Origin of the sequence: Streptomyces sp. NPDC052012, from assembly GCF_040689265.1 — a bacterium.
Taxonomy (GTDB): Bacteria; Actinomycetota; Actinomycetes; order Streptomycetales; family Streptomycetaceae; genus Streptomyces.
On the sequence record NZ_JBFAXA010000002.1, the window covers coordinates 152,675 to 175,478 of the forward strand.

Sequence of the window (22,804 nt, forward strand, 5' to 3'; positions counted from 1 at the left end):
CCCGTGGAGGCCCCGCATGCAGGCATGGCAAGTGCACGAGAACGGTGAGCCGGGCGAGGTGATGCGGCTCGAGGACGTCGAGACGCCCACCCCCGGCGAGGGTCAGGTCCTGCTGAAGGTGCGCGCCGCCAACATCAACTTCCCCGACGCGCTCCTGTGCCGGGGCCAGTACCAGGTCCGGCCGCCGCTGCCGTTCACGCCGGGCGTGGAGATCTGCGGCGAGACCGAGGACGGGCGCCGCGTGATCGCCAACCCGGCGCTGCCCCACGGCGGTTTCGCCGAGTACGCCGTCGCCGACGCGAGGGCGCTGCTGCCCGCGCCCGACGCGCTGGACGACGCCGAGGCGGCCGCCCTGCACATCGGCTACCAGACCGGCTGGTTCGGTCTGCACCGCCGGGCCGGTCTGGAGGCCGGAGAGACGCTGCTCGTCCACGCTGCCGCAGGAGGGGTCGGCAGCGCGGCCGTGCAGCTGGGGAAGGCCGCCGGCGCCACCGTCATCGGTGTCGTCGGCGGCGCCGCCAAGGTGGCCGTCGCCCGCGAGCTGGGCTGTGACGTGGTGATCGACCGGCGCGAACAGGACGTGGTCGCCGCCGTCAAGGAAGCCACCGGTGGCCGGGGCGCCGACGTGATCTACGACCCGGTCGGCGGCCAGGCCTACGCACAGTCCGCCAAGGTCGTCGCCTTCGAGGGCCGGATCGTGGTGGTCGGCTTCGCCAGCGGCACGATCCCCAGCCCGGCGCTGAACCACGCCCTGGTCAAGAACTACTCGATCCTCGGCCTGCACTGGGGCCTGTACAACACCAAGAACCCCAAGCTGGTCCAGCACTGCCACGAGCAGCTCACCGAACTGGCCGCTCGCGGCGCGATCAAGCCGCTGGTGAGCGAGCGCGTGCCGCTCGCCGGGGCCGCCGACGCCGTGCAGCGCGTCGCCGACGGTGTCACCACCGGCCGCGTCGCCGTGCTGCCCTCGCTGGAGAACGGAGCCGCCGCATGACCGACGCCGCCGAACTGCGCCGCCGCACCCAGGAGTTCCTGGCCGCGCACGCTCCCGCCGACACCGACCGCCTCGACTTCCTGCGCGCCCGCTTCGACGCCGGTCTCGCCTGGGTGCACTTCCCCGAAGGGCTCGGCGGCCTCGGCGCGCCCCGCTCGCTCCAGGCCGTCGTGGACGCCGAACTGGAGGCCGCCGGGGCGCCCGACAACGACCCCCGGCGCATCGGCATCGGCCTCGGCATGGCCGCGCCGACCATCCTCCAGTACGGCACCGAGGAGCAGAAGCAGCGGTTCCTGAAGCCGCTGTGGACCGGCGAGGAGGTCTGGTGCCAGCTGTTCAGCGAGCCCGGCGCCGGATCCGACCTGGCCGCGCTCGGCACGCGAGCCGTCCGGCAGGGCGACGAGTGGGTGGTCAACGGGCAGAAGGTCTGGACGTCCAGCGCCCATGTCGCCCGCTGGGCCATCCTCATCGCCCGCACCGACCCGGACGTGCCCAAGCACCGGGGCATCACCTACTTCCTGTGCGACATGACCGACCCGGGCGTCGAGGTGCGGCCGTTGCGCCAGATCACCGGCGAGGCCGAGTTCAACGAGGTCTTCCTCACCGACGTCCGCATCCCCGACTCCCGCCGGCTCGGCGAGGTCGGTGACGGCTGGCGCGTCGCGCAGACCACGCTGAACAACGAACGCGTCGCCATCGGCGGCATGCGGCTGCCCCGCGAGGGCGGCATGATCGGCCCGGTCTCCCGGACCTGGCGCGAACGCCCCGAACTGCGCACCCACGACCTGCACCAGCGGCTGCTGACACTCTGGGTCGACGCCGAGGTCGCCCGCCTCACCGGCGAACGCCTGCGCCAGCAGCTCGTGGCAGGCCAGCCCGGCCCCGAGGGCGCCGGCATGAAGCTGGGCTTCGCCCGCCTCAACCAGGCCATCAGCGGCCTCGAAGTGGAACTCCTCGGCGCCGAGGGCCTGTTGTACGACGACTGGACCATGCGCCGTCCGGAGCAGGTCGACTTCACCGGCCGCGAGGCCGGCTACCGCTACCTGCGCTCCAAGGGCAACAGCATCGAGGGCGGGACCAGCGAGGTCCTGCTGAACATCGTCGCCGAGCGCGTCCTGGGCCTGCCGGCCGAGCCGCGCACCGACAAGGACGTCGCCTGGAAGGACCTCGCCCGATGAGCACACAGCCGGACCTCCTGTACTCGGAGGAGGAAGAGGCACTGCGCGCCGCCGTCCGTGACCTGCTCACGGACCACTGCGACGCGGCAGGCGTGATCGCCCGCGCCGAGACGGACGCCCCGCACGACCTGTCGCTGTGGAAGGCCCTCACCGACGGCATGGGGCTCGCGGGCCTGCTCGTCCCCGAGGACCGGGGCGGCCAGGGTGCCACCCACCGCGAGGCCGCCGTCGTGCTGGAGGAGCTGGGGCGCGCGGTCGCTCCCGTGCCGTACCTGACCAGTGCGGTCGTGGCCACCGAGGCGCTGCTCGCCTGCGACGGCGGCGGCGAGCTGCTCGCCGAACTGGCCTCGGGGCGGAGGATCGGTGCTCTCGCCGTCGGACTGCACACCGCTCCGGGGGGCGCCCTCACGACCGTCCGGGCGGAGAACGGCACGCTGCACGGCGAGGTGAGTGCCGTCGCGGACGCCGGCGTCGCCGATGTGCTGCTCGTCCCGGCGGACGACGGCGGGCTGTACGCGGTGGAGGCCGACGCGGTCACCGTGACCCCGCAGACGTCCCTGGACCTCACGAGGCCGGTCGCCACGGTGGCGTTCGACGGCGCCTCGGGCCGCCGCCTCGGTGACGCCGAACCCGCCGTACGACGCGCCCTGCGCGCGGGTGCCGGACTGCTGGCCTCGGAGCAACTCGGTCTCGCCGACTGGACGTTGACCGAAACCGTGCGCTACCTGAAGGACCGCAAGCAGTTCAACCGCCCCGTCGGCGGCTTCCAGGCGCTCAAGCACCGGCTCGCCCAGCTGTGGCTGGAGGTCGTCAACCTCCGCGCCGCCGCCCGCGCCGCCGCCGACGCCCTCGCGACCGGCCAGGACGCCGACGTGTCCGTCGCCGTCGCCCAGGCCTACGCGACCTCCGTCGCCGTCCACGCGGCCGAGGAGGCCCTGCAACTGCACGGCGGAATCGGCATGACCTGGGAACACCCGGTCCACCTCTACCTCAAGCGTGCCAAGGCCGACTCGATCGCCTACGGCACCGCGGGCGCCCACCGTGAGGCGCTGGCCGAACTGGTGGACCTCCGGGCGCCCTGACCCGCGGAGCGTTCCGAGCCACGGCCGGAGCCCGTCCCCGCACGGGGGCGGGCTCTTCGTGTGCCCGGCCTGCTCCGGTGAGGTGAACGCGCGACGGCGGATCGGCCAACTCCCCGCACGACCCTGCTCCTTGGCCCCGGGCGGACCTCATACTCCTTGAGGTCCCACAGGTCCTTCCAGGGAGGCAGAGCATGGCCCTCACCACCCGTCGCAGAGCCCTCACCACCCTCGGCGCCGCCCTCGCCGGCTCGGTCGCGCTGCCCGCCACCCAGGCGCTGGCCGGTGAACAGGGGCACCGCCCGCGCCCGTTGTGGCGCGCCCACGCCCACAACGACTACGAGCACCCGCGCCCCCTCCTCGACGCCCTCGACCACCGCTTCGGCAGCGTCGAGGCCGACATCTTCCTGGTCGGCGACCAACTCCTCGTCGCCCACGACCCCGTGGACCTCGACCCGTCCCGCACGCTGGAGTCCCTCTACCTCGAGCCCCTCGCCGCACGCGTCCGCGCCCACCGCGGCTCGGTGTACCGGGGGTACTCCAAGCCCCTTCAGCTGCTCATCGACATCAAGACCGAGGGGTCGTCCACCTACCTGGAACTGGACCGCCATCTGCGCCGCTACCGGCACCTGTTCACCACCTACGCGCACGGCCGGGTGCTGCCCGGGCCGGTCACCGCCGTCGTCTCCGGCGACCGCGCGGCCCGGCTCCCGATGGAGGCGCAGCGCGTGCGCCGCGCCTTCTACGACGGCCGGCTGGCCGACCTCGGCGGCCCGGCGCGGGCCTCCTTCATCCCGCTGATCAGCGACAACTGGACGCTGCACTTCACCTGGCGGGGTGTCGGCGCGTTCCCGGAGACCGAGCGTGCGAAGCTGCGGCAGATCGTGCGCACGGCCCACGCACGCGGGCAGAAGGTGCGGTTCTGGGCCACCCCTGACCTGCCGGGCCCGGAGCGCGACGCCCTGTGGGGTGAACTGGTCGCCGCGGACGTGGACTACCTCAACACCGACGACCTGGCGGGCCTGGAGTCCTTCCTCGACGCGTATCGCCCGGCGTAGACGCCGTCGGCCCGGACCCCGTCCGGGGCGGACACCACTCGTTCGGAGGACGCCTCAGCCGCCCGGATGAACCCTCCGCTACGCCACACTTGCGGCCGAACGCCGCGAAGCGGACGTGGCGGAGGAGGTTGACGATGGCCGTTTCCATCTCTGTGGTGCTGCTGCTCGGGATCCTGGCGGTGATCTTCCTGCGCAACGGCGGGTTGAAGTTCTCCCACGCCCTGGTCTGTCTGCTGCTCGGCTTCTACCTGGCCAGCACCAGCATCGCCCCCACCATCCACAGCGGCCTCACCGCCACGGCGGACATCGTCAGCAGCCTGCGGCCGTGAGCCCGCTCGGGCGGCCCGGACCAGCTCGGCGTCAGGCGCGTTCGGCCACCGCGGCCGGGTCGTCCAGGACGCCCCGCACCACCGAGTGCGCCGCGCCCAGCAGCGGCCCCTGCGGCCCGAGCGCCGAGACCGTGACGGGGCAGGCCGGCCCGGCGGTGCGCCGCGCCAGCTCCGACCGCAGCGACGGCAGCAGCCAGGGCGCGAGGCCCGCCAGCGCGCCGCCCAGCACCACACCCTCCGGGTCGAGCAGGTTCACCGCGCCGGTCAGGGCGATGCCGAGCGCGGTTCCCGCCTCGTTCAGGGCGCGTCGTACGTCCGTGTCGCCCCGTTCGGCGCGGCCCGCGAGCAGGCCCACGCGGTCCTCACCGGGCTCCAGGCCCGCCGCCCGCAGCACGGCCTCCTCACCGGCGTACTGCTCCAGGCAGCCCCGGCCCCCGCACGGGCACGCCGGACCGTCCGGGTGCACCGGCACATGACCCAGCTCGCCCGCGAAACCGCGGTTGCCGTGCAGCAGCCGCCCGTCGACGACCACGGCCGCGCCGATGCCGATCTCCGCCGACACATGCAGGAAGTCCCGCGGGGTGCCCTCGCCGAGCCAGAGTTCGGCAAGGGCGCCGAAGTTGGCCTCGTTGCCCACCGTCAGCGGGAACCGGTCCGGGAGGAGCGCGCCGAGGTCGGTGTCCTGCCAGCCGAGGTTCGGCGCGCGGACGACGGTCCGGGCGTCGCGGGCCACCAGACCCGGCACGGCCACGGCGAGCCCCGCCGGCCACAGCCCCTCGCCCTCCGCCTCCGCGACGACCCGGCCGATCAGCTCCGCCAGTTCCGCGATCACCGGTTCGGGTGCGCGGTCCCGGTTCGCCGCGTGCCGCACCGCCCGCGCCCTGACCTCTCCGCGCAGGTCGATCGCGCACACGGCGAGATGATCGACACCCACCTCGGCGCCGATGCCCGCGGGGCCGTGCCCGCTGACCGCGAGCGCCGAGCCGGGGCGGCCCACCCGACCGGGACGCTCCGGGCCCAGCTCCTCCAGCAGCCCCGAGCGGATCAGCTCGTCGACGAGGGTCGACACCGCGGCCCGGGTCAGACCGATGCGTGAGGCGACTGCGGCCCGGGACAGCGGTCCCTCGGCGCTGACGGTGTGCATCACGCGCGAGAGGTTGCGGCGGCGCATGCCCTGCTGGGTGTCGGGCAGCGCCCGCCCCGGACCGACCGCCGGTCGTGCCTCGTGCAGCGGTGCGCTCATGCCTCCGTCAGTCCTCGGTCGGTCGTGTCACGGGTGGTGTGGCCGCCGGGCGCGGCCGGCCACACCGTCATCGTCTGCCCTCGCCGCGGGCCGCTCTGCCGCGCCGTCAGCGTCCGCCCCTGCCGCGGACCGCTCTGCCGCGCCGTCAGTCGGTGTCGGCGCCGCGGTCCAGGAGCTGCGCCGCGTCGGAGCGTACCCCGGCGATCCTGGTCAGCGTCTGCTCGTCCCGTTCCACGGCCTCCAGGACCGGCCCGGCGGCCGTGTTCCAGCGCCGGGCGACCGCCGCCGCGTCCTCCCCGGTGAGCAGCCCGGCCGCCTGTGCCGCCGCACCGAGCGCGACCAGTTCCCTCGCCTCGGGCACCTGCACGGGCCGCCCCGACAGCCGCCGTACGGTCTGCTGCCAGGCCGTGCCGCGGGCGCCACCGCCGATCAGCAGCAGGGGGGCCGACGGGTCCGCGTCCTCGTCGAGGACGAGATCGAGGGCGCCGAGGAGGGAGTGCACGGCACCGTCGTAGGCGGCCTGGAGCAGCTGGCCGCCGGTGGTGTCGTGGCGCAGTCCGTGCAGCAGGCCGGAGGCGTTCGGGAGGTTCGGGGTGCGTTCGCCGTCCAGGAACGGCAGCAGGGTGACGCCACCGCCGGGCTCGACCGCCTCACGGTCCAGGCCCAGCAGCGTGGCGACGCGGTCCACGGCGAGCGTGCAGTTGAGCGTGCAGGCGAGCGGCAGCCAGTCGCCGCGGGCGTCGGCGAAACCCGCCACGGTGCCGCTGGGATCCGCGGGCCGCCGGCGCGACACGGCGTACACCGTGCCCGAGGTGCCGAGGCTCATCACGGGTACGCCGGGCCGCAGCCCGAGGCCCAGCGCGGCGGCGGCGTTGTCACCGGTGCCGCAGGCCACCAGGGTGCCCTTGGAGAACGGCAGGTCGTGGTGGTCGCGTACGGTTCCGGCCACCTCGCCGGGGTGCACCACGCGCGGCAGCAGCGCCGGGTCCAGCCCCACGTGGGCGAGGATCTCCTCGTCGTACGCCTCGGTCCCGGACGCCCACCAGCCGGTGCCGGAGGCGTCACCGCGGTCGGTGGTGCCCTGACCGGTGAGCCGCTCGGTGAGGTAGTCGTGGGGGAGCCGTACCGCCCGGGTGGCGCGGACCGCCTCCGGCTCGTGCTCCGCCAGCCAGGCCCACTTGGTGACCGTGAAGGAGGCGGCGGGGACGCTGCCGGTGCGTTCGGCCCAGAACTTCGCGCCGCCCAGCTCCTCGGTCAGCCGGCGGGCCTGGGGCGCGGAGCGCACGTCGTTCCACAGCAGGGCCGGGCGCACCGGCTCGCCGTGCTCGTCCAGGGTGACCAGGCCGTGCTGCTGCCCGCCGACGGACACCGCGGCGGCCTCGCGCGCCGGCTCGCCGCACTGGCGCAGCGCCTCGCACAGGGCCTCCCACCACTGGCGCGGATCGCTCTCCCGGCCCGCGCCCGAGGTCACCGTGTGCGGTGCCTGGCCGCTCGCGACCACCCTCCCGGTGGCGACGTCGACGACGAGCGCCTTGGTGGACTGGGTGGACGAGTCCACGCCGACGACGAGCGGACCCTCGGCTGCTGACATCGGTCTCTCCCTCTTCCGGGCTCGGGCGGCTCTGCGGGATGTGTCACGGGCGGATCGGGACACCTTGTGACTTCCCAGAAGTGCGCTCGCATACTAATTTGTAAATCGCCATGACGAAATAGCCTCAGCGAGCAAGGAGCCGCGGCATGAGCCACCAGCCCACCCCCGAGGACAAATTCACCTTCGGCCTGTGGACCGTCGGCTGGCAGGGACGGGACCCCTTCGGCGACGCCACCCGGCGCGCCCTCGATCCCGTCGAGTCGGTGCAGCGCCTGGCCGAGCTGGGCGCCTACGGCGTCACCTTCCACGACGACGACCTCATCCCCTTCGGCTCGAGCGACAGCGAGCGCGAGGAACACATCAAGCGGTTCCGGCAGGCACTGGACTCCACCGGCATGAAGGTGCCGATGGCCACCACCAACCTCTTCACCCACCCGGTGTTCAAGGACGGCGCGTTCACCGCCAACGACCGCGACGTGCGCCGCTACGCGCTGCGCAAGACCATCCGCAACATCGACCTCGCGGTCGAGCTCGGCGCGCAGGTCTACGTCGCCTGGGGTGGCCGTGAGGGTGCCGAGTCCGGGGCGGCGAAGGACGTACGCGTGGCGCTGGAGAGGATGAAGGAGGCCTTCGACCTGCTCGGCGAGTACGTCACCTCCCAGGGCTACGACCTGCGCTTCGCCATCGAGCCCAAGCCGAACGAGCCGCGCGGCGACATCCTGCTGCCCACAGTCGGGCACGCGCTGGCGTTCATCGAGCGCCTGGAGCGCCCCGAGCTGTACGGCGTCAACCCGGAGGTCGGCCACGAGCAGATGGCCGGGCTGAACTTCCCGCACGGCATCGCGCAGGCGCTGTGGGCGGGCAAGCTCTTCCACATCGACCTCAACGGCCAGTCCGGCATCAAGTACGACCAGGACCTGCGCTTCGGCGCCGGTGATCTGCGGGCCGCGTTCTGGCTGGTGGACCTGCTCGAGTCGGCCGGCTACAGCGGCCCGCGGCACTTCGACTTCAAGCCGCCGCGCACCGAGGACCTCGACGGCGTGTGGGCGTCGGCCGCGGGCTGCATGCGCAACTACCTCATCCTCAAGGAGCGCGCGGCGGCCTTCCGCGCCGACCCGGAGGTCCAGGAGGCGCTGCGCGCGGCCCGCCTGGACGAGCTGGCCCAGCCGACGGCGGCCGACGGCCTTCAGGCGCTGCTGGACGACCGGTCCGCCTTCGAGGACTTCGACGTGGACGCCGCGGCGGCGCGGGGCATGGCGTTCGAGCGGCTCGACCAGTTGGCGATGGATCACTTGCTGGGGGCTCGGGGCTGACGCTCCGCGATCCGTGCGGCGGGCGCGGCTCCTTCGTCTGACGCCGCGTCCGGCGGGTGCCGCGGCCCCGCCGCGTGCTCCACGCGCGTGTGGTGTGTCCGGCGGTGCTTCACGCGCGTGTGTGTCCGGCGGTGCTGTCCGGCGGTCGCGCACGCGCGCGGTGCGGTCCGGGTGAGGCAGGGCGCCGAGTTTTCGTGCGCGTGCGGTGTGTCGCCTGGCGCGGATGCGCGCGTGCGTGAGGCGCCGGGCCGGCCCGTGCCCGCCGGGGTGCTGCCGGGCCGGGTGCGCACGCCGGTGTCCCGTCAGGCGCGGCCAGGGCGGCGCACGCGTCGCCGAGCGCGTGGGCGTCGCGCACCGCCCTGGGGCACGGGCGTCCGCGTCAGTCGCCGGCGGGTGCGCCTCGGCGGCGTCTGCCGTTCCGCGCGGCATGCTCGCGCCGTGCGCTGTCGGCGGCGACCATGGGGCGTATGGCCATTCCACCCGTACCGCCCCAGCCGCCGGCCGGACCACCGGGGGACACGCCGCCTCCGGGCGGTGGTTTCGGACCGCCCTCGTACGGCGGCGCCCCACCGCCGGAGCCCCCCGGCGACCACGGCGGCGGGGGACGGGGACCCGGTGGGCGCAGGGTGCTGCTGGTCCTGCTCGCCGCGATCGTGGCCGTCACCGTCCTGTCCCTGATCGTGCTGTTCGCCTCGGGCGACGAGGACTCGCCGGACACGGAGCCGACCGGTACGGGCACCCGCGGCTCGCCCGACCCGTCCCTGGGCATCCCGTCCGAGCTGCCCAGCGGTCTGCCGAGCCGGCTGCCCTCGGGATTCCCCACCGCACTTCCGTCCGAGCTCCCGTCAGGTTTCCCCTCCGAGTTGCCGTCCGACGTCCCGACAGCGTGGCCGTCCGGTTTCCCCAGCCATCTGCCGAGCGGTCTGGAATCGCTGCTGCCATCCGTGGGCGAGGCCGCCGCGCCCTGACGCCCTCGACGCGGGCCCCGTCGCCATGGGCGGACCTCGCCTGCCGCGGCACTACTCGCCGGCCGCTCCCTCCGCCGTCGCCAGTGCCGTCGCCGGATCCTGGGCGGCGGCTCCCGCCGGGGTCCAGCGGCCGCGCTCCTTGCGGTAGGGCCACCAGCGGCCGTCCCGGCCCAGGCGCAGCTGGACCGGCGCGCCGACGACGGTCCACCGGTTGGCGCGGACCCTCAGCCGCGGGCGTTCGTCCTCCTCCCAGGCCGAGCCGAGGGCGGCACGCGCGCGTGCGAGGGCGTCGCCGTCCACCGCCCACTCCTCGTCGAGCACCGCCAGCGCCGCCGCACCGCCCTGCTGCCAGGCCCGGACCGCCACGGCAAGCCCGTCCCGGCCGCGCCCCGACCCCTCGGCGAGGCGGTCCTCCACCGCGCGTACGGGCGTCCCGGCGGCCAGCCGCACCGCGTCCTCGGCCACCGTCGGCTCCACCGCGACGGCCTGCCGCTCGTGCCCGTCCCGCAGTGCCTCCGCGAGCAGCCGGTGTGCCTCCGCGGCGGTCCGGGCGGCCAGGAACTCCAGCGCGTCGGGGTCGATCCCGGCGGCCGGCGGGGTCTCCGTGTCCAGGGACGGGGGAGTGCCCGGCTCCTCCGGCAGAGCCGGAAGGGCCGGCAACGACGGCAGGACGGCCCCGGCCGCGTACGCCTCGGCCGCGTCCACGCCCTCCGCCTCGGCTCGCCGCCCCCCGGTCTTGGATGTCCCGCCGCGCGTCTGGAGTGCCTCCAGCAGGTCACGTTCGGCCCGTCCCCGCATCAGCAGCAGCACGAACGGGTCCTGGTCCAGCAGCCGGGCCATCTGGTAGCACAGCGCCGCCGTGTGACCGCAGTGGTCCCAGGCCCCGCATTCGCACTCGGGCTCCAGGTCGCCGAGACCCGGGAGCAGTTCGACCCCGGCCAGCTCCGCGTCCTCCACCAGATGCGTAGGCATCTCCCGGTCGAGCAGCGCCGCGACATGCCCGGCCCGTTCGACCGTCATGTCCAGGAAGCGGTCCCACTGCTCGCCCGTCAGCTCCTGGAGCAGGACGTCCGCCCGGTGCGCCGTGCGGTCGCTGTCCTGGACGACCGCCGTGATGCGCCCCGGCCGCACCGACACCGCCCCGACCGCTCCCGCCCGCGCGAGCCTGCGGCCCGCCTTGAGCTGCTGGGCGTCCAGCGCCGTACCCTCCAGCGCGGTCAGCCAGGCGAGCCCCCACCAGGTCTGTGCGAAACCCCGCCCCCGCGCGGGAGGCAGTGCGGCGAACGTCCGCTCCGCATCGGCCCCTTCACCGTCGTACCGGCTCATCGCAGTCCCCCTCGCTCGTCCTCGCGCAGCGCCACCAGATCCGCCAGCTCCGCGTCCGTCAGCTCGGTGAGCGCCGCCTCACCGGAACCCAGCACCGCGTCGGCCAGCTCCCGCTTGCGGACCAGCAACTCGGCGATGCGGTCCTCGATGGTCCCCTCGGCGATGATCCGGTGCACCTGCACGGGCCGGGTCTGGCCGATCCGGTACGCGCGGTCCGTCGCCTGGGCCTCGACGGCGGGGTTCCACCAGCGGTCGTAGTGCACGACGTGCTCGGCCCGGGTCAGATTCAGGCCGGTGCCCGCGGCCTTCAACGACAGCAGGAACACGGGCACCTCGCCCTCCTGGAAGCGGTGCACCATGGCCTCGCGTTCGGCGACCGGTGTGCCGCCGTGCAGGAACTGGGCCGGCACGCCCCGCGCGGCGAGGTGGCGTTCCAGGATCCGGGCCATCGCCACGTACTGCGTGAAGACCAGCACACCCGCCTGTTCGGCGAGCACCGTGTCCAGCAGTTCGTCCAGCAGCTCCAGCTTCCCGGAGCGACCCGCCACGACCGGGCGGTCCTCCTTGAGGTACTGCGCCGGGTGGTTGCAGATCTGCTTCAACCCCGTCAGCAGCTTCACGATCAGCCCGCGGCGCGCCATGCCGTCCGCCTCGGCGATCTCGGCCATCGCCTCACGCACCACGGCCTCGTACAGACCCGCCTGCTCCTCGGTGAGCGACACGGCGTGATCGGTCTCCGTCTTGGGCGGCAGCTCCGGCGCGATCCCCGGATCCGACTTGCGGCGGCGCAGCAGGAACGGCCGCACCAGCCGGGCGAGTCGCTCCGCCGCCGCCGGATCCTGACCGCCCTCGACGGCATCGGCGTACCGCCTGCGGAACGTGCCGAGCCGGCCCAGCAGCCCTGGTGTCGTCCAGTCGAGGATCGCCCACAGCTCCGTCAGGTTGTTCTCCACCGGGGTGCCGGTGAGCGCCACGCGCGCGCGTGCGCCGATGGACCGCAGCTGCCGGGCGGTCGACGCGTACGGGTTCTTCACGTGCTGGGCCTCGTCGGCGACGACCATGCCCCAGTCGACCTGGGCGAGCCGGCCGGTGTCCAGGCGCATGGTGCCGTACGTCGTCAGGACGAACTCGCCGTCGGCCAGGTCGTCCAGCGAGCGGCGGGCGCCGTGGAAGCGACGCACCGGAGTGCCGGGCGCGAACCGTTCGACCTCGCGCTGCCAGTTGCCCATGAGCGACGTGGGACAGACCACGAGGGTCGGTCCGGCCGCCGCCGGATCGGTCTGCCGGTGCAGATGCAGGGCGATCAGGGTGACGGTCTTGCCGAGCCCCATGTCGTCGGCGAGGCAGCAGCCGAGGCCCAGGGACGTCATGCGGGCCAGCCAGTTGAGGCCGCGCCGCTGGTAGTCGCGCAGGGTGGCGGCGAGCGCGGCCGGCTGCTCGACGGGCTCCTGCGCCTCGGGATCGGCCAGCCGGTCCCGCAGCGCCGCCAGCCAGCCGGTCGGCCGCACCTCGATCCGCCGGCCGTCGACCTCGACGGAGCCCGTCAGCGCCGCGCCGAGCGCGTCCAGGGGCGTGACCTTATGGTCCTGGCGTGCGCGGGCCCGCAGCACTTCCTGAGGGTCGATCAGGACCCACTGGTCGCGCAGTCGCACGACCGGACGGCCGGCCTCGGCGAGCCGGTCCAGCTCCTCGCGTGTGAGCCGTCGGTCGCCCAGCGCGAACCACCAGTCGAACGCGAGCAGGGCGTCGGCGGACAGGAACGACGGTCCCTCCGCGAACCCGGACCGCCCGGCCCGCTGCTCGTCCTCGGAGGGACCGACCTCCGCGCCGGTGGACACCTCCCGCGTCAGCTCCTTCGGCCAGTGCACGTCGACGCCCGCTCCGGCCAGTGCGCGGGTGCCGTCCACGAGCAGGTCGGTGACCTCCTCGTCGGCCAGCTCCACCGCGTCCGGAACGGTCGTCGCCAGCAAGGGTGTGAGCGGTGACCACGCGCGTGCCGCCCGGCGCAGCGCCAGCAGCGCGTCCATCCGCGCGGGCGCGCCGAAGGCGCCGCCCGACGAGTCGGACCAGACCTCGGCGGCGTCCGCGACGAGGGAGGGGTCGCTGACGCTGTGCACCTGGAGCACGGCCCGGAACGTCACGCCCGCGGAGGCGGTGCCGTCGTCCGCTACGGCATCCTCCGCCTCTGCGTCCTGCGGGTCCGTGAGGCCGTCCACCTCGATACGCAGGGACAGCCGTACGCCCGCGTCGTGGCCCGCGGCGACGTCGGCCGCCCAGGCCCGCAGCTCGGGCAGCCGCTGCGGCCGCGGAGCCGCGTAGGCGGGAGTGCCGGTGACCAGAGGCGCGGCGGCGGTGCGGGGGAGGGAGTCGGCGACCGCGTCCAGGAAGGCGCGCAGCAGCCGTTCGGGGTCGGGCAGCCGCAGCGGCTCGGTGTCGTCCACCGGTACGGCGTGCGCCTCGGGCGGCATGGCGGCGGCCAGCCGGCGCACCGCCTCGATGTCCTTGGGCCCCAGCGGTCCGGTGCGCCAGGCGTCGTGATCGGCCGGGGAGAGCCCCGGCAACAGCAGACCGCGGGCCACCAGGTGAAGGGCGTGCACGGCGGCGGCGCCCCAGAAGACGGCGGCCCGGTGACCGTGCTGCCCGGCACGCGCGCGCGTGAGCACGGGCAGGGCGGTGCGCACCGGCACGAGCAGTGCGGGCACCACCACCGGTTCGACCCCGTCCGGACCGGGCACGGCGACGGTCAGGTCCTCGACGTCTCCCGGCGCGACGGCGGGGGGAGACGAGCCGTCGGGCCGCCAGAAGGCGACCCGGCCGGTGCGGGCCGGCTCGCCGGGCACGAACACGGCGGAGCAGTGGGCGAGTTCGGACAAGTCGGAGGGTGCGGACAGCGGAGCGGGCGGAGACGTCTGCGCGGTGATGACTTATTCCTCAAACTTGACTAGTGAAGCCGGAGTCGCCGAGGGTACAGCACGATCGGCGCCGGCCGGGTATGCCTGGGGTGTGAGCCGGGTCACCATGGATGGGCCGCGGAAGACGTGGACGCGCGGAGGAGAACCGGCGACATCCGGGAGTCCCTAGGGGCGGCACCTCAGGGACGTCTCAGGGTCGCGATCCGGAACCGCCGACGGCGCGGGGCCGTTTTCACGACAGAGAGCGGCAGTGGCCGCGAAGGAGGCGACACTCATGTCGAAGAACGCGAAGATCGCCGCGGGGGGTGTGGCGGCCGGGCTCATCCTGCTGATCTGGCTGCCCTGGTGGGCTGCCCTTCTGATAGTCCTGGGCGTCCCGGCCGCCGCATACCTCGCCCTGGACCCCGCACAGCGGCGCAGGCTGCGCCGCGTCTCCCGCAAGGAGCTGGGCCGCTGAGGCGCTATGCCGCCTCGCCATCCCCCAGCGCGCAGGAGTCGACCACGTCGCCGTCCGCGGGCCTGCCGATCGTGCGGTCCGCGGGCGGCCTGACTCCGCGCTCCACCCATGCGACCAGGGCGTCGAACGCCGCGCTGTGACAGGGCAGGATCGGCCGCAGCCGGTCCGGGTACGTGTCGTACAGCCCGTCGACGTGCGTGCCGCCCCGCACCGCGTAGTAACGGTGCAGCCTGTCCCGTCCGCTCGCGTCGATCATGCGGGCGTACACATCCGAGTCGGCCGCCTTGGGCAGCAGGGCGTCCAGATCGCCGTGCAGGGTGATCAGCGGCCGTCCGATGCGTCCGCTCAGTGCCACCCGGGCCACCGCACGGTGCACGGAGGCGGGGCGGGCGGCGTAGTCGTAGGAGGCGTCGGAGGCGCAGGGCGCGAGGATCTCCTCCGTCGTACTTCCGGCGGAGGGGCCGGGGCACGCTGGGTCGTAGGCCGGGTCGAACTCGGCCCGGTAGATCTTCTGGGTCAGGCCCCAGTAGGCCTTCTCGTGGTACGGCCACAGGAATTCGGAGCCGGGTGCGAAGCCCACCGCGTGGAGATCCTCGTCCCGGGCCGCGCCCATCGTCCGGGCCACCGTCGTCGGCAGGGAGGTGAGCAGGCTGGGCCCGTCGGCGGTCCACAGCGCGCCCTCCCAGTCCACACCGCCGTCGTACAGCTCGGGGTGGTTCTCCAGCTGCCAGCGGGTGAGGTAACCGCCGTTGGAGATGCCGGTGATGTACGTGCGGCGCGGGGCGTGGCCGTAGCGCTGGGCCACGGCGCGCTTGGCGGCGCGGGTGAGCTGGGTGGTCCGCGCGTTCCACTCGGCGACCGCGTCGCCGGGCCGGCGGCCGTCCCGGTAGAAGTCGACCCCGCTGTTGCCCTTGTCGGTCGAGGCGTAGGCGTATCCCCGCGCCAGCACCTGGTCGGAGATCGCCTTGTCCGTGGCGTACTGCTTGCGGGTCCCGGGAGCGCCGGTGACCACCAGCCCGCCGTTCCAGCGGTCGGGCAGCCGGATCACGAACTGAGCGTCGTGCCGCCAGCCGTGGGTGTTGTTGAAGCGGGAGGAGTCCGGGAAGTAGCCGTCGATCTGCACCCCTGGCACGCCGGACGGCGACCGTGTGGCCGCGGCCGTCAGTCCCGCCTGGTCGGCCATGTCGGTGTACGGGGTGCCGGCAAGCCCTGCCGTGGTCAGGTCCGCCAGGCAGGCGCTGCGCTGATGGGCCGCGCCCGGCACCCGGACACGGTCCTGGCGGGCACAGTGCCCCTCGCCCGCCGCGGCGGCCGGAGCCGGAGCGGTGAGGGCAGCCGAGGCGAGGGCGAGGGCGAGGGCGAGCAACGGAACGCCACGGGACGGGCGCATGACGGCCTCCGGAAGGGTCGGAAAGCGGAAGAGGGGCAGGTGCTGCTGCCACAGCTGCCCCATCGTGCGGGCCCGACCCCGCCGTCATCGATGGGTTGGCGCCACATGGAACGGTGCCTGTGCATGGCGGTTCAAGACACGTGCCACGAGGCCGCGTTCCGTGCGAGCTCCGTTCCCTCGGGTCCTCCGGCAGCCCTGCGTGTTCTCAGAGAGGGCGCACCGCCATCTTGTCCAGGGCCTCCAGGAGTCCGGGGAGTTCCGGCCCGCGGCCCACCGGGAGCACCTCGCCGGGTTCGTCGTCGAGCAGGACGAACGCGATGTCGTCCGTCCGCGCCACCAGGGACCACCCGGGACCGTCGGCCCGCAGCGTGCGCGCGCCGCCCGGCGCGAAGGAGGAACGGACCCGGCCGAGGGGCGGCGGCGCGTCGATGTAGCCGCGCGCCTCGGCGAGCACCCGCCGGATACCGCTGTGACGCGGCTGCCGGTCCCCTCCGGGCGCGCCGACCGGGTTCACCTCGCCCGGGGCGACCTCCGGGCCGGTGCCCGCATCGCTCTCGCGAGGTGCGTGCGTGACGTCCCCGCCCGCGTCGTCCCCGCCCACACCCCCATCGCCGCCCGCGCTCGCGCCGCTTCCGTCCGGGCTGTTCCCGGCGGACCGGGCGGGACCGTCCGTAGCGTGCCCGGAGCTGCCCGATGCCGGCTTCTCGGCGCCGTCGGGTGACGCACTCTCGGCGTCGCCCTGCGCCGGGTCCCCGGCGTCGCCCGCTGGGCCGTTCGCGGGCTCGCCCGGCATCGCGAAGGCGCTGTCGTCGACCTGTTCGCGCCAGATCGCCCACTGGAGCGCGATCTCGTCGGCCCCCAGGCGGCGCTGGGCCGGTCCCCAGACGCTGGTGTCCGGCGGGGTCAGCGGCGGGCGGCCGGCGACCTCGAGGGAGGGGTCGTGCGGCGCCGGCACGTTCGGGGCCGCCACGGCCACCGCGAGGGGCCAGCCCGGCAGCGCGGTGACCACCGTGCGCTCGTCCGGCGACAGGTCGTGCTCCATGCCGCAGTCCCAGGAGGCGATCGCGACCGCGACCAGGGAGACGTCGTCGACGACGACGGTCCACCGCGCGCCCTCGCCGTCCTGCCCGAGGACCAGCCCGTAGCCGTCGGCCACGGGCGGGAGACCGAGCGCGGCGCACGCCTCCGGGTAGTCGTCGCCCAGCACACTCGGGAACTTCGCCGGCGTCAGCAGCACCGCCGTGAGCACATAGAGCGCGTCGTCCGCGGCGGCGACGGCTTCCTCGTCCGTCCCGGCCATCCCAGCCTCCCCATCGGTTCGTCCATCGGCGCGCACCCTATTCCGACCCCGAGCCCCTTGTCACGACCCGGCAGTCACACCCGGAGCTGCAGTTTTCCTGCCGGACCGGGCGAATGGACCGCACGCCGCGGGACGGATCAGGCGGCCGGCAGCCCCAGCAGCTCCCGTGCGACGGTCCGCGGAGACTCGTCGCGCTCCCGCGCGAGGGCGATGACGGCCCGGCACGCCAGCTCGTTCACCCCGAACGACAGCGCCTCCGGCGACACCCACCCGGCCGCCTCGTCGATCCGGTCCTGATCGTCCTCCGCGCAGGCCGAGACATACGCCGCGGCGGCCTCGAAGAGGTTGTGCGGGCGCTCCTCCCGCGCGGACTGCTCCTGCGTGCGCAGACTGTCGATCACTCTGCCGCCGATCCTGCGAACCCTGCCCCACATACGGTCCACCTTCCCGCTGCGCGGTTGCCTCGCCGGCCGTTCATCTCCTGTTTCCCAACGTAGAGTTGGAAGCCCCGAGTCAGAAGAGGGCGGCAGGAAAGGCACTGAGCTCAGCCCTCCCGCACCGCCAGCGCCAGGAACCGGGCGTCCTCGTCGACGTACGACGTCATGCGCCAGCCGGAACCGGCCAGCAGCGGACGGAGGTTCGGCTCGGCGCGCAGGTCGTCCGGCGTGATCGCGCGGCCCTGGCGGGCGGCGAGTGCCGCCCGTCCGATCGGGTGGAACAGCGCCAGCACGCCACCGGGCCGCACCACCCGCGCCAGCTCCCGCAGATTCTCCGCCGGCCGGGGCAGATGGGCGATCAGACCTGCCGCGAACACGGCGTCCAGCACCCCGGAGCGCAGCGGCAGCGCGGCGACGTCGGTGAGCAGCAGCACCCCGTCGCGGTCCCGCCCGGCCCCGGCCGCCTCCCGCAGCATCGCCGGGGTGAGATCCGCCCCGAGGACCACTCCCGAAGGTCCCACGGCGGCACGCAGTGGCGGCAGGGCCCGCCCGGTGCCGCAGCCCGCGTCCAGCACCCGGTCGCCCGCGCGCAGCCCGAGCTCGGCGACCGCCCCCGCGTAGGCGGGACCGTCGTCGGGGAAGCGGCGCTCCCAGCCGGCGGCACGCGCGGTGAAGAACTCCTGGACGTGTGTGTGGTCGTCGCTCATGTTCCGCATGATCCCTCACCGCTACGGAGGACGCCGCTGTGCGCACGTTCGAGCGTGACGCGGTCGTTCCGGTGCATAGCTGCGTCATATTCCAGCACCTTTCGAAACGCGCCCCCTTCGCGCGCCTATGCCCCCTAGCGTCCCGGAGCCATGGGACACCTGGACCACGCCGCCCTGGGGTGGCTTACCCCCGTGCTGTCGTACGCGATGGCCTGCACCGGCGCCGCACTCGGACTGCGCTGCACCGTCCGCGCCCTCGCCGCCACCGGCCGCTCCCGGCGCAACTGGCTGATCACCGCCGCGTCGGCGATCGGCACCGGCATCTGGACCATGCACTTCGTGGCCATGCTCGGCTTCAGCGTCAGCGGCACCGAGATCCGCTACCACGTACCCCTCACCATCGCGAGCCTGCTCGTCGCCATGCTCGTCGTCTGCGCCGGTGTGTTCGCCGTCGGCTACAGCCGTGACCGGGGCCGGGCGCTGCTGCTCGGCGGGCTCACCACCGGGCTCGGTGTCGCGAGCATGCACTACCTGGGCATGGCGGCGGTGCGCCTGCACGGCGAGGTGCGCTACGACCCGATGCTCGTCGGCCTGTCCGTCCTGATCGCCGTCGTCGCGGCCACGGCGGCCCTGTGGGCGGCGCTCAACATCAAGTCGCCCGTCGCGGTCACCGTCGCGTCCCTGATCATGGGCGCGGCGGTGAGCAGCATGCACTACACCGGGATGTTCGCCGTGAGCGTGCGCGTCACGCCCTCCGGGGACGCCCTGCCCGGGGCCACGGCGATGCAGTTCATCTTCCCCCTCGCCGTCGGCCTCGGGTCCTACCTCTTCATCACCTCGGCCTTCGTCGCGCTGTCACCGACCGCGGGTGAGCGCGAGGCCTCCGCCTCGGCCCAGCGGCCGGTCGAACCCGTCGCCCCCTGACCGCGCCCCGGCGGCGCCGATGCCGTAACCGGCCCCGATGTAACCGGCCCGCCCCCACCACTCTTCGAGCGAGGAGTCCATGCGCCCATCCCGGAGGACCTCCACGGCCCGCGCCGAAGCGTCGCCCCCGCCGCCCCCGCGCGGCCGGCGCGCCCACGCCGGGCCGCCCGCCGACGAAGGCCCGGACCCACTGGGGGAGCCGGCACCTCGGACGGCACCCACGCGCGCGGGGCGCGGGTTCAGCGCGCCGCGCACCGTGCGCGCCAAGATCGTCTGCCTGCTGATGGTGCCCGTGGTCTCACTGCTCGCCCTGTGGGGCCACGCGACGGTCACCACCGCCCAGGACGTCGCCAGACTGCGCCAGATCCAGCGCGTCGACGCCACGGTCCGCGCCCCGGTCGCCGCGGCCGTCGCCGCCCTCCAGGCGGAACGTTCAGCCGCGGTGCGCCGCGTCACCGACGCCTCCGCCGTGTCCACCGACGACCTGAACGAGCGCGCCCGCGCCACCGACCGGGCCGTCGCCGAGCTGCGGCTCGGCGAGAACGGCACCGTCGCCTACGGCGAGGAACTGCCCCGCGCGGTGGCCGACCGGCTCGAGGCGTTCGTCACCGCCACCGAACGACTGCGACCGCTGCGCACCGACGTACGCGAAGGCGACGCGGGCTGGCGGTCCACGTACGACCGGTACACGAGCACCATCGCCACGGCCTTCGGCGCGGTGGGCGCCCTGACGGGACTCCAGGACGCCGATCTCGGCTCCGACGCGCGCGTGCTGCTGGAGTTCTCCCGCGCGGGCGAGGCACTGGCGCAGGAGGACGCGCTGCTGGCCGGCGCCCGCCTGGACGGCGGACTCGCCGGGGAACGGCTGCGGCTGTTCACCGGAGCCGTCGAACTGCGCCGCAGCCTCACCGGCTCCGCCGTCACCGACCTGCGCGGCGCGGAACGCACCGCCTGGGACAGGCTCGCCGGGAGCGACGCCTACGCCGCCCTGTCGGCCACCGAGGACAAGGTGCTCTCCGGCGGCCCCGGCTCCCGGGCCCTGGAGGCGGCACCGGCGGACACGTGGAACACCGCCCACGCGCGCGTGCGGGACGGCATGCGCACCATCGAGGACGACGCGGGCCGCGGGGTCGCGCGCCGCGCCGACCCGCTCACCCGAGGACTGCTCACCCCGGCGGGCGCCGCGGTGTTCTTCGGCCTCGCCGCGGTCGCCGCCTCCCTCGTCATCTCCGTCCGCATCGGCCGCGGGCTCGTGATCGAACTGGTGCGGCTGCGCAACGACGCACTGGAGATCGCCCGCCGCAAACTCCCCGAGGCCATGCGCAAGCTGCGGGCCGGAGAGGACATCGACATCCGCGCCGAGGCCCCGCCGGGACCGCCCGCGCAGGACGAGACCGGCCAGGTCGCCGAGGCCCTCGGCACGGTCCACCGGGCCGCGCTGCGCGCCGCCGTGGAACGGGCCGAACTCGCCGACGGCATCTCGGGCGTCTTCGTCAACCTCGCCCGCCGCAGCCAGGTCCTGGTGCACCGTCAGCTGAGCCTGCTGGACAGCATGGAACGCCGCTCCGACGACCCTGGCGAGCTGAGCGACCTGTTCCGTCTGGACCACCTCACCACCCGGATGCGGCGCCACGCGGAGAGCCTGATCATCCTCTCCGGAGCGGCACCCGGCCGCGCCTGGCGCATGCCGGTCTCCCTCACCAACGTGGTCCGCGCCGCGGTCTCGGAAGTCGAGGACTACGCGCGCGTGGAGGTGCGCCAACTGCCCGAGACGTCCGTCGTCGGGGCGGCCGTCGCCGACCTCACCCACCTCCTCGCCGAGATCATCGAGAACGCCGCCCAGTTCTCGCCGCCGCACACACGCGTGCGCGTCACCGGCGAACCCGTCGGCAACGGCTACGCCATCGAGGTCGAGGACCGCGGACTCGGCATGGGCAAGGAGACCCTCGCCGAGGCCAACCGCCGCATCGCCCAGTCCGAGGCGCTCGACCTGTTCGACAGCGACCGGCTCGGCCTGTTCGTGGTCAGCAGGCTCGCCGCCCGGCACGACATCAAGGTGCATCTGAAGACGTCCCCGTACGGCGGCACCACCGCGGTCGTCCTGCTGCCCACCAGCCTGCTGGACGACAGCGCGGCGGGCCATACCCCCCGCGAGGCCCGCCCCGCGCGTCCGGTGGAGGAACGCGCCTTCGCGCGCGTGCCCGGCGAGCCCGGTGAGGAGGACACCCGCGCGCGCGTGTCCGCGGACCTCCCGCAGCAGCGGACCGTGCCCGGACCGGACGACCGGCCGGCACTGGTGGCACCGGTGGCTCCCGTGGCTCCCCCATCCGACGGGGCGGACACCGCCGCCCCGAACCGACCCCCAGGAGTCGCCACCTTGCGACTGCACCGCCCCCAGGAGGAGCCGGCCGGCTCCGACGACCTCCCACGCCGCGTCCGCCAGGCCAGCCTCGCCCCCCAACTGCGCGACGGCCGCCCCGACACACCCGCCCCGGCGCGGCGCGACCAGGACGACCGCACACCCGAGCTCGTACGGGACCGCATGGCGGCCTACCGCGCCGGCTGGGCGCGCGGCGGCGGCAGACAACCCGGCCGCGGCGCCGCACCCGGCACGGACAGGCAGCACGACGGCAGCGAAGGAGACCCCGCATGATCCAGGACCCGAGCATGAGAGCCGCCCGGCGCACCGGTGAACTCGACTGGCTGCTGGACGACATGGTGCTCCGCGTCGCCGACGTCCGCCACGCCGTGGTGCTGTCCAACGACGGACTCGCCGTGGGCGCCTCGAGCGACCTCGGACGCGAGGACGCCGAGCATCTGGCGGCCGTCGCCTCCGGCTTCCACAGCCTCGCCAAGGGCGCGGGCCGGCACTTCGGGGCCGGCGGAGTGCGCCAGACCATGGTGGAGATGGACGACGCCTTCCTGTTCGTGGCCGCCGCCGGGGACGGTTCCTGCCTCGCCCTGCTCACCGCCGTCACCGCCGACATCGGCCTCGTCGCCTACGAGATGGCACGGCTCGTCAAACGCGTCGGCGAGCACCTCTACACCCCGCCCCGTGTCGGCGCGCAGCCACCCGCCGCCGGATGAGGCGAGAAAGCGGCACGAGCAGATGACCGAGCACACGACCGGCATCCCGAGCGAGCCCGGCAGCCAGTGGTACGACCACGAGGCCGGGCCCCTGGTCCGCCCGTACGCCATGACCGGCGGACGCACCAGGCCCGGCCCCAGCGGGGTGCACTTCGACCTGATCGCGCTGGTCACCCTCGACGCGGCAGCGCCCGGTGCGGACGACCCGGCGCTCGGACCGGAACACCGCACCCTGATCGAACTGTGCCGCCCGGAGACCCAGTCGGTCGCCGAACTCGCCGCGGGCGCGGACCTGCCCGTCGGCGTGATCAGGGTGCTCCTCGGCGACCTCGTGGAGCGCGGCTGTGTGACCGTCAGCCGGCCCGTGCCGCCCGCGCACCTGCCCGACGAACGCATCCTCCGCGAGGTGATCGAGGGACTACGGGCGCTCTAGGAGCCCGTCCCCGCAGAAAGACACCGCGCGGCGACATCCGCCGCGCCGGCGGCATCCCCGTACTCCTGCCGACCGCGG

General features: G+C 74.4%; 20 protein-coding genes. 12 read left to right on the forward strand and 8 right to left on the reverse strand.

What is annotated here, in order from left to right:
- The first annotated feature begins 16 nt into the window (after positions 1-16).
- From AB0412_RS04410 to AB0412_RS04430, 5 genes are all read left to right on the forward strand, one after another.
- A complete protein-coding gene (locus tag AB0412_RS04410) occupies positions 17-994 on the forward strand; it encodes an NADPH:quinone oxidoreductase family protein (protein ID WP_366400961.1) in 978 nt (325 codons plus the stop codon).
- Positions 991-2,172: an acyl-CoA dehydrogenase family protein gene (locus tag AB0412_RS04415; RefSeq protein ID WP_366400962.1), complete on the forward strand. Its 1,182-nt coding sequence runs from the start codon at positions 991-993 to the stop codon at positions 2,170-2,172. Before AB0412_RS04410 ends, AB0412_RS04415 begins: the two co-directional genes overlap by 4 nt.
- Positions 2,169-3,254, forward strand: a complete 1,086-nt coding sequence (locus tag AB0412_RS04420; RefSeq protein WP_366400963.1) for an acyl-CoA dehydrogenase family protein — start codon at positions 2,169-2,171, stop codon at positions 3,252-3,254. Before AB0412_RS04415 ends, AB0412_RS04420 begins: the two co-directional genes overlap by 4 nt.
- 191 nt (positions 3,255-3,445) lie before the next feature.
- Positions 3,446-4,309, forward strand: coding sequence for a phosphatidylinositol-specific phospholipase C/glycerophosphodiester phosphodiesterase family protein (locus tag AB0412_RS04425; protein ID WP_366400964.1), 864 nt, complete (start codon positions 3,446-3,448; stop codon positions 4,307-4,309).
- Between the two features lie 134 nt (positions 4,310-4,443).
- A complete protein-coding gene (locus AB0412_RS04430) occupies positions 4,444-4,638 on the forward strand; it encodes a hypothetical protein (RefSeq protein WP_260825455.1) in 195 nt (64 codons plus the stop codon).
- A 31-nt stretch (positions 4,639-4,669) separates the two neighbouring features.
- Here AB0412_RS04430 and AB0412_RS04435 read toward each other — a convergent pair whose 3' ends face one another.
- Both AB0412_RS04435 and xylB read right to left on the reverse strand, forming a co-directional pair.
- Positions 4,670-5,881, reverse strand: a complete 1,212-nt coding sequence (locus AB0412_RS04435; protein ID WP_366400965.1) for an ROK family transcriptional regulator — start codon at positions 5,879-5,881, stop codon at positions 4,670-4,672.
- A gap of 145 nt (positions 5,882-6,026) precedes the next feature.
- Positions 6,027-7,472: a xylulokinase gene (gene xylB / locus AB0412_RS04440; RefSeq protein ID WP_366400966.1), complete on the reverse strand. Its 1,446-nt coding sequence runs from the start codon at positions 7,470-7,472 to the stop codon at positions 6,027-6,029.
- Positions 7,473-7,618: 146 nt separating this feature from the next.
- On the opposite strand from xylB, the gene xylA reads away from it, so the two are divergent.
- Positions 7,619-8,785, forward strand: a complete 1,167-nt coding sequence (gene xylA, locus AB0412_RS04445) for a xylose isomerase (RefSeq protein ID WP_366400967.1) — start codon at positions 7,619-7,621, stop codon at positions 8,783-8,785.
- A 467-nt stretch (positions 8,786-9,252) separates the two neighbouring features.
- The gene (locus AB0412_RS04450; RefSeq protein WP_366400968.1) at positions 9,253-9,753 is read left to right on the forward strand and encodes a hypothetical protein; all 501 of its coding nucleotides are present in this window, start codon (positions 9,253-9,255) and stop codon (positions 9,751-9,753) included.
- A 51-nt stretch (positions 9,754-9,804) separates the two neighbouring features.
- On the opposite strand, the gene AB0412_RS04455 is transcribed toward AB0412_RS04450, so the two are convergent.
- The gene (locus AB0412_RS04455) at positions 9,805-11,079 is read right to left on the reverse strand and encodes an SWF or SNF family helicase (protein ID WP_366400969.1); all 1,275 of its coding nucleotides are present in this window, start codon (positions 11,077-11,079) and stop codon (positions 9,805-9,807) included.
- On the reverse strand, positions 11,076-13,952 hold the full coding sequence (locus AB0412_RS04460; protein ID WP_366400970.1) for a DEAD/DEAH box helicase: 2,877 nt from the start codon (positions 13,950-13,952) through the stop codon (positions 11,076-11,078). The genes AB0412_RS04455 and AB0412_RS04460 overlap by 4 nt, the downstream gene beginning before the upstream one ends.
- A gap of 313 nt (positions 13,953-14,265) precedes the next feature.
- On the opposite strand from AB0412_RS04460, the gene AB0412_RS04465 reads away from it, so the two are divergent.
- Complete coding sequence (locus AB0412_RS04465; protein ID WP_030822433.1) at positions 14,266-14,448, forward strand: hypothetical protein; 183 nt, start codon at positions 14,266-14,268, stop codon at positions 14,446-14,448.
- A gap of 4 nt (positions 14,449-14,452) precedes the next feature.
- Here the strand turns inward: AB0412_RS04465 and AB0412_RS04470 are convergent, their stop codons facing one another.
- The 4 genes from AB0412_RS04470 to AB0412_RS04485 form a co-directional block, all read right to left on the reverse strand.
- A complete protein-coding gene (locus AB0412_RS04470) occupies positions 14,453-15,838 on the reverse strand; it encodes a tannase/feruloyl esterase family alpha/beta hydrolase (protein ID WP_366400971.1) in 1,386 nt (461 codons plus the stop codon).
- Between the two features lie 205 nt (positions 15,839-16,043).
- Positions 16,044-17,138 carry a hypothetical protein gene (locus AB0412_RS04475; RefSeq protein WP_366400972.1) on the reverse strand — a complete coding sequence of 365 codons (1,095 nt, stop codon included), beginning with the start codon at positions 17,136-17,138 and terminating at the stop codon, positions 16,044-16,046.
- A gap of 137 nt (positions 17,139-17,275) precedes the next feature.
- Complete coding sequence (locus AB0412_RS04480; protein ID WP_366400973.1) at positions 17,276-17,572, reverse strand: hypothetical protein; 297 nt, start codon at positions 17,570-17,572, stop codon at positions 17,276-17,278.
- A 110-nt stretch (positions 17,573-17,682) separates the two neighbouring features.
- Positions 17,683-18,282: a class I SAM-dependent methyltransferase gene (locus tag AB0412_RS04485; RefSeq protein ID WP_366400974.1), complete on the reverse strand. Its 600-nt coding sequence runs from the start codon at positions 18,280-18,282 to the stop codon at positions 17,683-17,685.
- A gap of 150 nt (positions 18,283-18,432) precedes the next feature.
- Here AB0412_RS04485 and AB0412_RS04490 point away from each other — a divergent pair, with 150 nt between their 5' ends.
- The 4 genes from AB0412_RS04490 to AB0412_RS04505 all read left to right on the forward strand — a co-directional run bounded on the left by AB0412_RS04490 (position 18,433) and on the right by AB0412_RS04505 (position 22,726).
- A complete protein-coding gene (locus AB0412_RS04490) occupies positions 18,433-19,206 on the forward strand; it encodes an MHYT domain-containing protein (protein WP_366400975.1) in 774 nt (257 codons plus the stop codon).
- A gap of 79 nt (positions 19,207-19,285) precedes the next feature.
- A complete protein-coding gene (locus AB0412_RS04495) occupies positions 19,286-21,859 on the forward strand; it encodes a nitrate- and nitrite sensing domain-containing protein (RefSeq protein ID WP_366400976.1) in 2,574 nt (857 codons plus the stop codon).
- Positions 21,856-22,293 carry a roadblock/LC7 domain-containing protein gene (locus AB0412_RS04500; RefSeq protein WP_366400977.1) on the forward strand — a complete coding sequence of 146 codons (438 nt, stop codon included), beginning with the start codon at positions 21,856-21,858 and terminating at the stop codon, positions 22,291-22,293. The genes AB0412_RS04495 and AB0412_RS04500 overlap by 4 nt, the downstream gene beginning before the upstream one ends.
- A gap of 22 nt (positions 22,294-22,315) precedes the next feature.
- The gene (locus AB0412_RS04505) at positions 22,316-22,726 is read left to right on the forward strand and encodes a DUF742 domain-containing protein (protein WP_366400978.1); all 411 of its coding nucleotides are present in this window, start codon (positions 22,316-22,318) and stop codon (positions 22,724-22,726) included.
- Positions 22,727-22,804 lie beyond the last annotated feature (78 nt).

Coding starts and splice junctions, on each gene's coding strand:
- AB0412_RS04475 (WP_366400972.1), bottom strand. CDS start 17,138: ATGGCCGGGACGGACGAGGAAGCCGTCGCCGCCGCGGACGACGCGCTC.
- xylB (WP_366400966.1), bottom strand. CDS start 7,472: ATGTCAGCAGCCGAGGGTCCGCTCGTCGTCGGCGTGGACTCGTCCACC.
- AB0412_RS04420 (WP_366400963.1), top strand. CDS start 2,169: ATGAGCACACAGCCGGACCTCCTGTACTCGGAGGAGGAAGAGGCACTG.
- AB0412_RS04415 (WP_366400962.1), top strand. CDS start 991: ATGACCGACGCCGCCGAACTGCGCCGCCGCACCCAGGAGTTCCTGGCC.
- AB0412_RS04485 (WP_366400974.1), bottom strand. CDS start 18,282: ATGAGCGACGACCACACACACGTCCAGGAGTTCTTCACCGCGCGTGCC.
- AB0412_RS04505 (WP_366400978.1), top strand. CDS start 22,316: ATGACCGAGCACACGACCGGCATCCCGAGCGAGCCCGGCAGCCAGTGG.
- AB0412_RS04495 (WP_366400976.1), top strand. CDS start 19,286: ATGCGCCCATCCCGGAGGACCTCCACGGCCCGCGCCGAAGCGTCGCCC.
- AB0412_RS04435 (WP_366400965.1), bottom strand. CDS start 5,881: ATGAGCGCACCGCTGCACGAGGCACGACCGGCGGTCGGTCCGGGGCGG.
- AB0412_RS04430 (WP_260825455.1), top strand. CDS start 4,444: ATGGCCGTTTCCATCTCTGTGGTGCTGCTGCTCGGGATCCTGGCGGTG.
- AB0412_RS04490 (WP_366400975.1), top strand. CDS start 18,433: ATGGGACACCTGGACCACGCCGCCCTGGGGTGGCTTACCCCCGTGCTG.
- AB0412_RS04410 (WP_366400961.1), top strand. CDS start 17: ATGCAGGCATGGCAAGTGCACGAGAACGGTGAGCCGGGCGAGGTGATG.
- AB0412_RS04470 (WP_366400971.1), bottom strand. CDS start 15,838: ATGCGCCCGTCCCGTGGCGTTCCGTTGCTCGCCCTCGCCCTCGCCCTC.
- AB0412_RS04465 (WP_030822433.1), top strand. CDS start 14,266: ATGTCGAAGAACGCGAAGATCGCCGCGGGGGGTGTGGCGGCCGGGCTC.
- AB0412_RS04500 (WP_366400977.1), top strand. CDS start 21,856: ATGATCCAGGACCCGAGCATGAGAGCCGCCCGGCGCACCGGTGAACTC.
- xylA (WP_366400967.1), top strand. CDS start 7,619: ATGAGCCACCAGCCCACCCCCGAGGACAAATTCACCTTCGGCCTGTGG.
- AB0412_RS04450 (WP_366400968.1), top strand. CDS start 9,253: ATGGCCATTCCACCCGTACCGCCCCAGCCGCCGGCCGGACCACCGGGG.
- AB0412_RS04425 (WP_366400964.1), top strand. CDS start 3,446: ATGGCCCTCACCACCCGTCGCAGAGCCCTCACCACCCTCGGCGCCGCC.
- AB0412_RS04480 (WP_366400973.1), bottom strand. CDS start 17,572: ATGTGGGGCAGGGTTCGCAGGATCGGCGGCAGAGTGATCGACAGTCTG.
- AB0412_RS04455 (WP_366400969.1), bottom strand. CDS start 11,079: ATGAGCCGGTACGACGGTGAAGGGGCCGATGCGGAGCGGACGTTCGCC.